This window comes from Paenibacillus ihuae, from assembly GCF_001368795.1.
Lineage (GTDB): Bacteria > Bacillota > Bacilli > Paenibacillales > Paenibacillaceae > Paenibacillus_AQ > Paenibacillus_AQ ihuae.
The window spans coordinates 3,977,918-3,991,469 of sequence record NZ_LN831198.1 but is presented as its reverse complement, the minus strand read 5'-3'; the positions used below and the strand labels follow the sequence as shown (position 1 = coordinate 3,991,469).

Annotated in this window: 11 protein-coding genes and 2 tRNA genes; all 13 read left to right on the top strand. The window is 51.3% G+C overall.

Annotated elements, in window-relative coordinates; genetic code table 11:
* Nucleotides 1–116 precede the first annotated feature (116 nt).
* The gene (locus tag AQR02_RS18465; protein WP_054941731.1) at nt 117–755 is read left to right on the top strand and encodes a GyrI-like domain-containing protein; all 639 of its coding nucleotides are present in this window, start codon (nt 117–119) and stop codon (nt 753–755) included.
* Between the two features lie 950 nt (nt 756–1,705).
* On the top strand, nt 1,706–2,284 hold the full coding sequence (gene pyrR, locus AQR02_RS18450) for a bifunctional pyr operon transcriptional regulator/uracil phosphoribosyltransferase PyrR (protein ID WP_054942159.1): 579 nt from the start codon (nt 1,706–1,708) through the stop codon (nt 2,282–2,284).
* Nucleotides 2,285–2,286: 2 nt separating this feature from the next.
* Entirely contained in the window at nt 2,287–3,195 is a 909-nt protein-coding gene (locus tag AQR02_RS18445) for an aspartate carbamoyltransferase catalytic subunit (protein WP_054941728.1), read from the top strand.
* A gap of 119 nt (nt 3,196–3,314) precedes the next feature.
* Nucleotides 3,315–4,595 carry a dihydroorotase gene (locus AQR02_RS18440; RefSeq protein ID WP_054941727.1) on the top strand — a complete coding sequence of 427 codons (1,281 nt, stop codon included), beginning with the start codon at nt 3,315–3,317 and terminating at the stop codon, nt 4,593–4,595.
* Nucleotides 4,596–4,727: 132 nt separating this feature from the next.
* Nucleotides 4,728–5,906: a glutamine-hydrolyzing carbamoyl-phosphate synthase small subunit gene (carA, locus tag AQR02_RS18435; RefSeq protein WP_054941726.1), complete on the top strand. Its 1,179-nt coding sequence runs from the start codon at nt 4,728–4,730 to the stop codon at nt 5,904–5,906.
* Nucleotide 5,907: 1 nt separating this feature from the next.
* Nucleotides 5,908–9,129 (top strand): carbamoyl-phosphate synthase large subunit, encoded by a 3,222-nt coding sequence (carB, locus tag AQR02_RS18430; RefSeq protein ID WP_054941725.1) that lies wholly within the window; start codon nt 5,908–5,910, stop codon nt 9,127–9,129.
* Nucleotides 9,130–9,239: 110 nt separating this feature from the next.
* Complete coding sequence (pyrF, locus tag AQR02_RS18425) at nt 9,240–10,019, top strand: orotidine-5'-phosphate decarboxylase (protein WP_054941724.1); 780 nt, start codon at nt 9,240–9,242, stop codon at nt 10,017–10,019.
* Nucleotides 10,016–10,657, top strand: a complete 642-nt coding sequence (gene pyrE / locus AQR02_RS18420; RefSeq protein WP_054941723.1) for an orotate phosphoribosyltransferase — start codon at nt 10,016–10,018, stop codon at nt 10,655–10,657. The genes pyrF and pyrE overlap by 4 nt, the downstream gene beginning before the upstream one ends.
* A gap of 125 nt (nt 10,658–10,782) precedes the next feature.
* On the top strand, nt 10,783–10,947 hold the full coding sequence (locus tag AQR02_RS32915) for a hypothetical protein (protein WP_167347621.1): 165 nt from the start codon (nt 10,783–10,785) through the stop codon (nt 10,945–10,947).
* An 80-nt stretch (nt 10,948–11,027) separates the two neighbouring features.
* Nucleotides 11,028–11,104 (top strand) — tRNA-Met (locus AQR02_RS18415).
* Between the two features lie 44 nt (nt 11,105–11,148).
* Nucleotides 11,149–11,222: transfer RNA gene (locus AQR02_RS18410), tRNA-Ile, on the top strand.
* A 948-nt stretch (nt 11,223–12,170) separates the two neighbouring features.
* On the top strand, nt 12,171–12,902 hold the full coding sequence (locus AQR02_RS18405; RefSeq protein WP_054941722.1) for a restriction endonuclease: 732 nt from the start codon (nt 12,171–12,173) through the stop codon (nt 12,900–12,902).
* Nucleotides 12,903–12,915: 13 nt separating this feature from the next.
* Entirely contained in the window at nt 12,916–13,389 is a 474-nt protein-coding gene (locus tag AQR02_RS18400) for a GNAT family N-acetyltransferase (protein ID WP_054941721.1), read from the top strand.
* Nucleotides 13,390–13,552 lie beyond the last annotated feature (163 nt).

Below are 13,552 nucleotides of genomic sequence, written 5' to 3'. Positions count from 1 at the left end.
GAAGAGTAAAAAAGGAAGTGAAGACTGAATTTCCCGCCCTCCTTGGAATATGACATACAGATGTCTATTTAGGGCTGATAGAATAGCAATAGGAATATATTCAAGGGAGTGTAAATATGGACAAAATGGATTATAAGAAAACCAATAAAGAGCTGTATCAGCCAAAGACTGAACCCGGCATCATTGATGTACCGGCGATGACCTTTATTCAACTTAACGGACGCGGCAACCCGAATGATCCGGAGGGCGAATATCAAAAGGCAGTGGAGACGCTATATACCCTATCTTATACGATTAAAATGTCACCCAAAAACGGGCCAGCACCGAACGGCTACTTTGAGTATGTAGTGCCCCCGCTGGAGGGGCTGTGGTGGCAGGAGGGGCTTCGGGGAGTGGACCTCACGAGCAAGGATACCTTCAGCTGGACAGCTATGATCCGCCAGCCTGATTTCGTGAATGAACAGGTATTTGCCGCCGCGGTTGAAGCAGTAAAGCGGAAAAAGCCGCAGGTTGATGTCTCCAAGGCTGGACTTGTAACATTCACAGAGGGACTATGCGTACAGTGTATGCATATCGGCAGCTTTGATGACGAGCCCGCAACCGTTGCCAAAATGAACAGCTACATCGCAGAGCATGATCTGCTGTGCGATCTGTCAGAAGTCAGACGGCATCATGAAATTTACCTCTCTGACCCCCGCAAAACAGAGACTGCCAAGCTGAAGACGATTTTGCGGCATCCTGTACGGCAGGCTTGATTAAGATCCGCAAAAGTTCTTAATCCGAAAGGAGTGATAGGTATGATTCATACAGATCCATATCCTAAACAGTCCGAATATGATGAGCTTGTGCCTGCTTGGAAGCAAGCGGCTCAGCCGTTACGGAACGCCAAACAGCCTATATAGACGATCAATTACTTCCGCAGCAGCTGATTGAGGCCGGAGGCCCGCCCCGGAGAGTGGATTTGGATAGCCTGTCGGCGCCTATCCGGTATATTGGCTATGCTGTGATGTACGGTATCCCTGCTTTATTCCTAGTTCTAATCATTGTTAGCTTTATCAAATAAGCAGGCGTGGTTTTTGCCGCTGATATTCTGTATGTTTTATTTTATCTTTTATCTTTTATCTTTTATCTTTTATCTTTTATCTTTTCTAGTTGGTAACGCTGGGAGCCCAGCCCAGCCGTTGTGCCCCTGCTGCCCTTCCTCCTTCGAACTGGGAAAGGTTTCGGTTAGGTGGAAGCGCGGAGGGGATTTTGGAACTGTAGGAGCGGTAGCGTCCGCCTTTATGTTTGGATTTCTACCGCAGCTAGCGGTATTAATCAGGAAATCCAAACATAACAGTGGCCGGAAGTCCAAAATCCCCGCAGCAGCGCCCATCACCTAACCAGCGCCCCCAACCACCCATCACCTACCAGTGCCCCCACCAACCCAAAGAAATCTTTCCCAGTTTGACACCCGCCTCAACATCTGTCATAATTCTGTTAAATGAATATGCGCCTTTAATTCAGTCCCGTGAGGCTGGCAAGGTAACGTGAATCGAGGTTCGCGACTTAGAAAGGAATCCGTATGAGTACGGAGGGCCTTTTTATGCGCGCGGACACGCCATCTTTAATAATCTGCGGATTTCACTCCTTGCCTGTTTCGGGCAAGGAGTTTTTTGATTTCCGGGAGCTTGAACGGGCGTACAAGCGAGAGGATGGCCAGATAATGTATACCGAGAAGAATGTAATTATGGATGAGACGGCAATTCGCCGGGCGCTGTCGCGCATTGCACATGAGATTTTGGAGAAGAACAAAGGGATTGAGAATTGCCTGCTGATTGGCATCCGCACACGCGGGGTGTACCTGGCACAACGGATCGCGGAACGGATCAAGGAGATTGAAGGAGTAGACATCCCTTGGGGAGAGCTCGACATCACGCATTACCGGGATGACCGCGAAGGCGGCGACAACCGGGAAGCAATGGACCGGGCGGTCGTGGAGAGCAATGTGACCCTTCCCGCCGGCACCAGCGGCATCCGTGACAAAAAAGTAATTTTGTTCGACGATGTGCTCTACACCGGCCGTACGATCCGCGCTGCAATGGATGCACTGATGGATTGCGGACGGCCGCGGATGATCCAGCTAGCTGTGCTGGCCGACCGCGGACACCGCGAGCTGCCGATCCGGCCGGACTACATCGGCAAAAACGTACCTACCTCCAGACATGAGCAAATCGAAGTGGCGCTGACGGAATATGACGGCAGAGACGAGGTTTACATTATTTCGAACCGGGAGGAACGATAACAATGATGACAGCAACCAAGGTGAAGGAACGCAGTCTGCTGGGAATTAAGGAGCTGGACCGGACAGAGATTTTACAGCTTTTGAACAGAACGGCCTACTGGGACAATCAGAGCGAGAAGCTGAACCCGGTGCTGAAGTCGCACTTTGTAGCCAATATGTTTTTTGAGAATAGCACACGTACCCGCTTTTCCTTTGAAATGGCCGAGAAACGCCTGGGCGTCCAGGTGCTGAACTTTACAGCGGCGGCTTCCAGTGTAGAAAAAGGTGAATCGATCTACGATACAGTCCGTACGCTGGAATCGATGGGGATCGACGCCGGAGTTGTGCGTTTGAAGCCTGCAGGTGTCCTGCAGCAGCTGTCGGAGAAAGTATCCATACCGCTGGTTAATGCAGGAGACGGGAACAACGAGCATCCGACGCAGGCGCTGCTGGACATGTATACGATGACCAAAAACTTTGGCGAGCTGAAGGGCCTGAAAGTATCCATTATAGGAGACATTATGCATAGCCGCGTAGCGCGCTCTAACCTCTGGGGACTGACAAAGATGGGGGCGAAGGTGCAGTTCTGCGCACCGGACAGCATGAAAGCTCCGGAACTGGCACAGTACGCACCTTATGTAACAATGGAAGAGGCGCTGGAGGCTGATGTGGTTATGATGCTGCGCGTGCAGCTGGAACGCCATGCCACGGGCATCCTGCAGTCAGCCGAAGAATACCGCAAGCAGTATGGACTTACCGAGGAGCGCGCGGCGAAACTGGACAAGAATACCATCATCATGCATCCGGCGCCGGTTAACCGCAATGTGGAAATTGACGATGCAGTAGTGGAGAGCAGCCAGTCGCGGATCTTCCCGCAGATGGCAAACGGGGTTCCGGTCAGAATGGCCGTGATGGAACGGGCGCTTCTGTAACCGGAGGGGAACTCTTAAAAACCTGACATAAATGTATTAATAAATATACACAAAGATGAATTTTTATTATATAATAACGAGAGAGCTTGCAGCTGCGGCTTGCGGGCAAAAGGAGAATCATGACAGTGATCATTAGAAACGCCAGCGTATTGAACAAAGAAGGCGAACTGGAAATCAAGCATATTGTAGTGCAGGACGGAATTATTACAGCGATCGAAAGTGATCTGCCGGCTGCTGATGCCTCTGCAGAAATTGTAGAAGCTGAAGGCAAGCTGCTGGTTCCCGGCCTGATTGACATGCATGTGCATCTGCGCGAGCCTGGCTTTGAGCATAAAGAAACGATTGCAACCGGTGCGCTATCGGCGGCCAAGGGCGGATTTACCACGATCGCCTGCATGCCGAACACCCGCCCGGTGACAGACACCCCGGAGATCGTGGAGCTTGTCAAAGACAAAGCGCGCGAAGCCGGACTCGTTAAAGTGCTGCCTTATGCGGCGATCACCAAAAATGAGCTTGGCCGCGAGCTGACGGACTTTGCCGCCTTGAAGGAAGCCGGAGCAATTGGCTTTACCGATGACGGTGTAGGCGTACAGACTGCCCAAATGATGAAGAATGCAATGAAGCTGGCAGCAGCCTTAGATATGCCGGTCATAGCCCACTGTGAGGATGATTCACTGGTGGAAGGATGTGCGGTCAACGAAGGCACCTTCGCAACGAAGCACGGCCTGAAGGGAATTCCCAATGAGTCGGAAGCCATTCATGTCGGACGCGATATTCTGCTCGCTGAAGCGACAGGCGTCCACTACCATGTGTGCCATGTCAGCACGGAGCAATCGGTGCGGCTGATCCGCCAGGCTAAGCAAATCGGCATTAAAGTAACCGCTGAGGTGTGTCCGCATCATTTGCTGCTCTCTGAGGAAGACATTCCAGGGCTTGATGCCAACTGGAAAATGAACCCGCCGCTGCGCTCGCGCCGCGATGTGGAGGCCTGTATTGAAGGCCTGCTGGACGGCACACTAGATATCATCGTAACCGACCATGCGCCGCACAGTGAAGAAGAAAAGGCAAAGGGCATGCAGCTTGCACCGTTTGGCATCGTCGGCTTCGAGACAGCCTTCCCGCTGCTGTACACGGCTTTTGTGGCAACAGGCAAATGGGATCTTTCGCTCCTGGTACAGCGGATGACCGCTGATCCGGCCCGCGTGTTCCGGTTGAACACAGGCAGCCTTGCGGTAGGAGCACCTGCCGATTTAACACTGATTGATCTGAACGAAGAGCAAGTGGTGGATCCGGCTGCTTTTGCCAGCAAAGGACGCAATACTCCTTTTACCGGCTGGAAGCTGAAGGGCTGGCCGGTTAAGACCTGGGTTGACGGCAAAGAGGTATGGACTAAAGCGTAATTAACGAACTGGTGGGACGAAAATGCCGGCTGTATGGAGCAGGTGAACCTACGGCGGCATTTTGGCGCGTACACTCCGCTGGTGATGCAAGGCATAGAATCAGACTAAAGAAACAAGAAGGAGTGGAAGGGAATGCAGGCGAGATTGCTGCTACAGGACGGAACGCTTTTTACAGGCACCGCATTTGGCGCTGAAGGCGAAATGACAGGCGAGGTTGTATTTAACACAGGGATTACAGGATATCAGGAGGTGCTGTCGGATCCTTCGTATTGTGGACAGATCGTTACCATGACCTATCCGCTGATCGGAAACTACGGCATTACCCGCGATGATTTCGAATCTGTGCGTCCGTTTGTACACGGCTTTGTTGTGCGCCGCCATGAGGAAGTGCCAAGCAACTGGCGTGCTGAATACAGTGTAGACGACTTGCTGAAGGAATATGGCATTCCCGGCATCAGCGAGATCGACACCCGGATGCTGACCCGCATTATCCGCCACTACGGCACCATGAAAGCCATCCTGACCACATCGAACAAACGTGTGGAAGAACTGATGGAAATGATGGGAGATACAACGATTGAAGAGCTGCGCAACCAGGTTGCCCGTACTTCTACAACTAAGACTTACAGCAGTCCGGGAACCAAAGAACGGATCGTGCTGGTTGACTACGGCGCGAAGACCGGTATCCTGCGCGAGCTGAACAGCCGCGGCTGTGACGTGGTTGTGGTGCCACATGATGTGACAGCGGACGAAATCCGCCGTCTGAACCCGGACGGTATTCAGCTGTCGAACGGCCCTGGGGACCCGAAGGATGTGCCTTATGCAGTGAAAACGATCTCCGAGCTGCTCGGTGAATATCCGATCTTCGGCATCTGCCTGGGCCACCAATTGTTCGCTCTGGCTTGCGGCGCAGACACTGAGAAGCTGAAATTCGGCCACCGCGGCGGGAATCATCCGGTCAAGGAGCTGGAAAGCGGACGCTGCTTCATCACTTCACAGAACCATGGCTACACTGTAAATGAAGAATCCGTGCGGAGCACGGAGCTGGAAGTGACACACATCAACAACAATGATAAGACCATTGAAGGTTTAAAACATACCCGTTACCCTGCATTTTCGGTGCAATACCATCCGGAAGCAGCGCCGGGACCGCATGACAGCAGCTATTTGTTCGACCGTTTCCTGCAAATGATTGCCGACCACAAAGCGAAGACACCTGCCGGCTCACGCCAGGCACAGCTTGCGGCAAATGCCAGAATCACGGCACCGAAACCTACTACTAAGCTTGAAGCCGTGAAAGGAGCCCTATAACATGCCAAAGAATGATAAGCTTAAAAAAATCCTCGTCATCGGCTCCGGCCCGATCGTGATCGGGCAAGCCGCTGAGTTTGACTATGCGGGAACGCAGGCCTGCCAGGCGCTGAAAGAAGAAGGCGTTGAGGTTGTACTGATCAACAGTAACCCGGCTACGATTATGACGGATACCAATATGGCTGATAAGGTCTACATCGAGCCGATTACACTCGAATTCGTAACGGCCATTATCCGCCAGGAGCGTCCGGATGGCCTGTTGCCGACACTGGGCGGCCAGACCGGCCTGAATATGGCGGTTGAGCTGGCCCGTGCCGGCGTGCTTGAATCGGAGAACGTGAAGCTGCTGGGTACCCAGCTGGAGTCCATCGAGAAAGCAGAAGACCGCGACTTGTTCCGGGAGCTGATGCGTGAGCTGGAACAGCCGGTACCGGAAAGCACGATCATTACAACGGTTGAGGAAGCTATGAGCTTCGCTGAGGAAATCGGCTTTCCGCTGATTGTCCGTCCGGCTTATACCCTGGGCGGGACAGGCGGCGGAATTTGCGACAACGCGGAAGAACTGCGCGAAACGGTCAAAGCGGGGATCCGTTACAGCCCGATCGGCCAATGTCTGGTGGAGAAGAGTATCGCCGGCATGAAGGAAGTAGAATATGAAGTTATGCGTGATGCGAATGACAACTGTATCGTAGTCTGCAATATGGAGAACTTTGATCCTGTTGGAGTACATACAGGAGACAGTATCGTCGTAGCGCCGAGCCAGACACTTTCTGACCGTGAATATCAGATGCTGCGCAGTGCTTCACTGAAGATTATTCGTGCACTGAATATCGAAGGCGGCTGCAACGTGCAGTTCGCGCTTGATCCGCAGAGCTACCAATATTATGTCATTGAAGTAAACCCGCGGGTAAGCCGCTCCTCGGCGCTTGCCTCGAAGGCGACCGGTTATCCGATTGCCAAAATGGCGGCCAAAATCGCCCTCGGTTACACGCTGGATGAGATCGTTAATCCGGTTACAGGCCAGACGTATGCCTGCTTTGAGCCGACACTCGATTACATCGTCAGCAAAATCCCGCGCTGGCCGTTCGACAAGTTCATTTACGCGAACCGCAAGCTGGGCACACAAATGAAAGCGACCGGAGAAGTAATGGCGATTGGCCGTACCTTTGAAGAGTCGATCCATAAAGCAATTCGTTCCCTGGAAATCGGCGTACACCGCTTCCGTCTGCCGGGTGCAGAGCTGCTGGAAGAGAGCGTGCTGCGTACCCGGCTGGCGAAGCCGGATGACGAGCGGCTGTTCCTGATTGCGGAAGCGTTCCGCCGCGGCTACGGCCTGCAGGAAATTCAGGATATCACGAACGTGGACTGGTGGTTCCTGTCCAAGATTGAAGGCCTGATTAACTTTGAGGATGTGCTGCGCAGTGAAGAAACATTAAGCGCCGAAACACTCTACCAGGCCAAACGTAAAGGCTTCACTGACCGGGCCATCGCCGAGATTCGCGCAGAAGGACGTCCGGGCGGGGCACAGACGAAGGAAGCGGAGGTCCGCATTATGCGCCTGCAGCAGGGTCTGACGCCGGTCTTCAAGATGGTAGATACCTGCGCGGCTGAGTTCGAAGCGACAACTCCTTACTACTATTCTACCTATGAGACCGAAAATGAAGTGACCCATTCGGATAAGCAAAAGGTAATCGTGCTCGGCTCCGGTCCGATCCGGATCGGCCAGGGGATTGAATTTGACTACTCTACCGTACATGCGGTATGGGCCATTCAAGACGCCGGCTACGAAGCTGTCATTATCAACAACAATCCGGAGACCGTATCGACGGACTTTAATACTTCAGACCGGCTTTATTTTGAACCGCTGTTCTTTGAAGATGTAATGAACGTTATCGCACAGGAGAATCCGATTGGGGTCATCGTCCAATTCGGCGGACAAACGGCGATTAACCTTGCTGCCCCGCTGGCGGCAGCCGGTGTTAATATTCTTGGCACGAGCCTGGAGAGCATTGATGAAGCTGAGGACCGCAAGCGATTCGAAGCCCTGCTGGCCCGCCTCGATATTGCCCAGCCGAAAGGCAAGACGGTTACGGATGCAAGTCAAGCTGTAGAAACTGCACAATCACTCGGCTATCCGGTGCTTGTACGCCCTTCTTATGTACTAGGCGGACGCGCAATGGAAATTGTCTACAATGATGCTGAGCTGATGAGCTATATGGTGGAAGCGGTGAAGGTTAATCCAGAGCACCCGGTGCTGATCGACCGTTATATGCTGGGTAAAGAGGTTGAGGTTGATGCAATCTGCGACGGGGAAACGGTTGTTATTCCGGGCATCATGGAGCACGTGGAGCGCGCAGGCGTTCACTCCGGCGACTCGATCGCCGTATACCCTCCGCAGTATCTGGATGATGGGCTGAAACAGAAGATCAGTGAAATTACGATCAAGATTGCCAAAGAGCTGAAAACGATCGGACTGGTCAACATCCAGTTTGTTATTTACCAGAATGAAGTATATGTAATCGAAGTGAATCCGCGCTCCTCGCGTACGGTTCCTTTCCTGAGCAAGGTAACCGGCATTCCGATGGCTAACCTGGCAACCAAAATCATCCTCGGCGGTAAGCTGAAGGAAGATGGTTATACAGAAGGCCTGTGGCCGGAAAGCGACTATGTATCGGTTAAAGTTCCGGTGTTCTCCTTTGCCAAGCTGCGCAGAGTAGAACCTACCCTGGGACCTGAAATGAAATCAACCGGTGAAGTCATGGGCCGCGATAAGCTGTATGCTAAGGCGCTGTACAAAGGGCTGATCGGTGCGGGCATGAAAATTCCGGCAACCGGTGCAATCATCGTTACAGTTGCCGACAAAGACAAAGCTGAGGCAGTAGAGCTGATGAAGGGCTTCCACGCCATGGGCTACAAAATCATCGCAACCGGCGGCACAGCGCAGGCGCTTGAACAGGCAGGCCTGAACGTGATGAACGTCAACAAGCTGGATGAAGGCGAGCCTACCATCCTCGACCTGATCCGCAGCGGTCAAGCGAACTTCGTCTTCAATACCCTGACCAAAGGCAAGACGCCGGAACGCGACGGCTTCCGTATCCGCCGTGAAGCGGTAGAGAACGGGGTCGTATGTATGACATCACTGGATACGGTAACGGCGCTGCTGAGAATGCTGCAGACGATTAACTTCTCGTCGCAGTCGATGCCAGCTTTTGTCGGACAATAAAATAGAAAATTACGGGCAGCTTCCGGGCGGTTCCCCAAAGGACGGTTTGCGTTTATCGCAGACCGTTCCGCTGTGCCCGGGACTGTACTGAAGGAGATGGATAATAACCCATGGAGCAGACTCCAGAACAGGCCCAACATGAGAGTATCGGTCATATCACCAAACGGGATGAAATGGCCGGAAGGCTGATGATTCCTCTTGATTATCCTGATGCAGCCGAGGCCAGGGTACTGATCGATAAGCTGGAAGGCATTCCGTGCTACCTGAAAGTCGGCATGCAGCTGTTCTATGCAGCTGGACCGGACTTTATCCGGGAGCTGAAGGATCGCGGGTATTCCGTGTTCCTTGATGTCAAAATGCATGATATCCCAAACACCGTCCGGGGTGGAGCAGAGAGCATCACTAAGCTTGGTGTAGATATGTTCAATGTTCATGCTTCCGGCGGCAAGGCGATGATGGCAGCAGCGCTTGAGGGGGCCGCCAAGGCAGTCAGCCTGCATCCTTCATTGCATATTCCGCTGATTATCGCGGTGACACAGCTTACGAGTACCAGCCAGGAAGTCATGAATGGGGAAATTGGCATTGCCGGGAACGTGGAGGATACCGTGGTGCGCTACGCCCGTCTGGCGGCAGAAGCCGGCCTGCATGGCGTGGTTGCTTCCCCGCAGGAGTCTGCGGCAATCGCTGCTGCCTGCGGTCCGGAGTTCGTCACCGTGACTCCGGGCATCCGTCCGGCAGGCGCCTCTCTGGACGATCAATCCCGGGTTATGACGCCGGGACAAGCTATCCGGCAGGGCAGCCACTTCCTTGTAGTGGGCCGCCCGATTACCGCAGCAGCCGATCCACGCGCAGCTGCACTATCAATCATTGAGGAGATGACTCAAGCATGAGTACATTATCGAATACAAGCGAACAGGTCGCAGCTTATCTATTGGAGATTGGAGCGGTTGCCCTGCGCCCGCAGGAACCGTTCACCTGGACCTCCGGCATCAAATCACCGATCTATTGCGACAACCGTCTGACCCTGTCTTTTCCGGAAGTGCGTAACTATATCGCGAATGGCTTCGCAGAGCTGATTAAATCCTGCTATCCGGAAGCTCAGGTGATTGCGGGTACAGCCACTGCGGGTATCCCGCACGCGGCCTGGGTGGCCGACAAGCTGGACCTGCCGATGGCCTACATCCGTGACAAGGCCAAGGGCCATGGTAAGCAGAACCAGATCGAAGGTATCATCTCTCCCGGCCAAAAGGTGATTGTAATTGAGGACCTGATCTCCACCGGCGGCAGCTCGATCAAAGCGGCGCAGGCCGTAGAAGAAGCAGGCGGTGAAGTGCTGGCAGTCCTGGCGATCTTCAGCTACGAGCTGGACCGCGCCACTGAAGGCTTCGCTGCAGCCGGTGTGCCCCTGCAAAGCCTGTCCAACTACACCACCCTCATTGATGTGGCCCTGAGCCAAGGCAAGATCGCCGAGAGCGATGTAGCGCAGCTGCAATCGTGGCGTAAAGATCCGGCGTCGTTTGGAGTGTAAGTGTCTTACATGCGTGACTTTCGGTTTTCAGTAATGAAATCCGGAAGTCACGCATATTTTTTTATCATAGTGGGGTATCCTATAACTGCAGCGATGAACAACAACCTTCAGAGGAGACATCCATCATGAACTGGATATACTTTGCAAAGCTGTTCAGGACGAGATTTCAAGCAGGCTGCCTGGCAAAAAGACTGGAGCAGGACGGCTGGATTTACGGTTACCATGACCCGAGTTTTGTAGAGATTTACCGTTCACGGAAAGGCCGTTACGGGGTACGGTTCTTACCCTGAGAATTAACAATTTCATCCTTGACTTTTGGCCCTCATTTAATGTATATTAACTATTGTCGCTGTTTGAATATGATTACTGACGCGGGGTGGAGCAGCCCGGTAGCTCGTCGGGCTCATAACCCGAAGGCCGCAGGTTCAAATCCTGCCCCCGCAACCAATTTATTTTCCTACAGCCATCGTACATTCGGACACTTTAGATCCGGGCCCTTAGCTCAGTTGGTTAGAGCGGTCGGCTCATAACCGATTGGTCACAGGTTCGAGTCCTGTAGGGCCCACTTCACTAAACCCCTTGCCTAGCAAAGGGGTTTTTGCTTTTTATTAGTCTGTGGATGAGTGGAAGTAGAGGGCTTGGATAAGCGACATAATCAGAAATGGTCACATTTTGGTCACGGCGTTAATATATTTGCAGCTACGAATATTGGGTCAAGAAAGCAAAAAATATACTTAGGAAATAAGGCGAGAGTGACAATCACGATTGAATTAAAATGAAAATAAAAATCTCGAATGTAACTGTTTTTGAAAAAAGTTATTTATGTTATTTTTATAATATTAAAAGAAGAGGAGTTGTGAATTTATTGATTGTTAATTTATGGGGAATTAATAAAGATACAAGTGAAGACTCTTCTTATAGATCATTTGCATCGAGCGCGTGGCGATAGATGAGGAATATTAGGAGAACAGTCTATATTGTTGCTGATGTATTCTTACTCGGTCTCTACTCAGTAGTAACTTTATTTTGGATACAAGTAAGTAGATTGAATGCTTCCTCCTCATATCCTGGGGATCTTTCTAATAATGAGAAGTTTACTTCCATCTTTATTTACCCGGCAATTTTGCTGATCTTGATACTCGTACTCTCAATAGTTTTAGAAAAGAGCGGAAATCGGTTTAAATGGTCTTTTATAACAGCCATTTTAAATTTGCTGGTGTACATTCCGCTACTATATAACACTCTGTATTTATAAGTACCTAAAGTTTCTAAGCAAAAAGCACAGCGTATTTGGGGCGGATGAAGAGCGGACACCGTACTATAGGTCAGACTCGTTGCATGATTGAATTGAATACTTGTTCAGAAGTCGCTCTTTATTATTGGGCGACTTTTTGGTTTCGCTTTCTAGGACTGATTCTCTTCATGCAGAGGGTTTTCTATAATTTTGCAGGGATATAGTTCCAGCTGTCGAAAATACCATATCAATATGTAATTCGACATGGAGGGACTAAATGTGGCACGAAGAAAGAGTAAGGCGAAACAAGAGGAAGAGTTTTTTGAAGCACTTGCTGGACTAGCTGCCATATCAATGGCTGGACTAGGTTTTCTCATTACGAAATCTCTATACGGCGTTGTTGTAGGCGTTGTTTTAGGGCTGGCAATAGTGACCTTAATTATGAGAAATATCGGAAACAAGCGGGATGAGCGCCTGAAGAGATCAGGAATCGCTGATATCGATAAAATGGAAGGTATTCAATTCGAGAAATACTTGGGTCACCTATTCCGGGCGCAGGGGTATAAATGCGAAGTTACAAAGGCCGCCGGCGATTATGGGGCTGACCTGATTATCCAGAAAGACGGCAAGAAGATTGTTGTTCAAGCCAAGCGATATAGTAAGAACGTTGGTATCAAAGCTGTTCAAGAAGCGCAAGCATCAATCGCACATTACGGAGCGTCCGAAGCTTGGGTTGTATCGAACAGCGACTATACGGCTGCTGCATATGATCTGGCCAAATCGAACCGGGTCAAGCTGATCAACCGTGAAGCCCTGATTGAGATGATTCTGGCTATGAATCCGGCAGCGGTTCCTACACCGCAGGCGATCATTGCAGAAGTTCCTGCGGATGCACTCACTTGTCCTAAGTGCGGCAGTAAGCTGGTCCTTCGTAATGGTCCGAAGGGCCAGTTTTACGGCTGCAGCAGCTTTCCGAAGTGCCGGCACATTAAGTCGATCAAAGCGGTGTAGAGGAGGATACCTAATGGATTTAAGGAAGTATACGGAACAGGATATTAATCAGATTGTCTCTATATTCTACGAAACAGTGCATTCCGTGAACAAACGGGATTACACCGGGGAGCAACTTCATGCCTGGGCACCCAAAGAGGAAGAGCCGCTCAAGCTGAAGGCTTGGAAAGACGCTCTGAGTCACAATCTTACCTATGTTGTGGAGATCAAAGGTGAAATCGTTGGATTCTCTGATATGACTCAAGAGGGGCATTTAGAGAGACTTTTTGTTCATAAGGATTTTCTGCGGCAGGGGGTTGCTTCTGCTTTGGTGAATACACTTGAAGCGGAAGCAAGGCGGTTAGGACTTAATGAAATGGATACAGAGGCAAGTATAACTGCCAGGCCATTTTTTGAACGTTTAGGATACCGCGTTATCCAGCAGCAGATCATTGAACGTAAAGGTGTGGAGTTAGTTAATTTCAAGATGGTGAAAACACTACGCTAATGTCAGCGGCCGCATTTACTCCGAACAGAAATGGAGACGCACAGAATGAGAATGTATACAGACCCTAGGGGCGAAGCCTATGAACAGGTAATCGATTTGGCGATACAGAATTCGGAATGTTTTGTGCTTGGGGAGAAAATTCCGGCAGATATGCTGGTGCGGG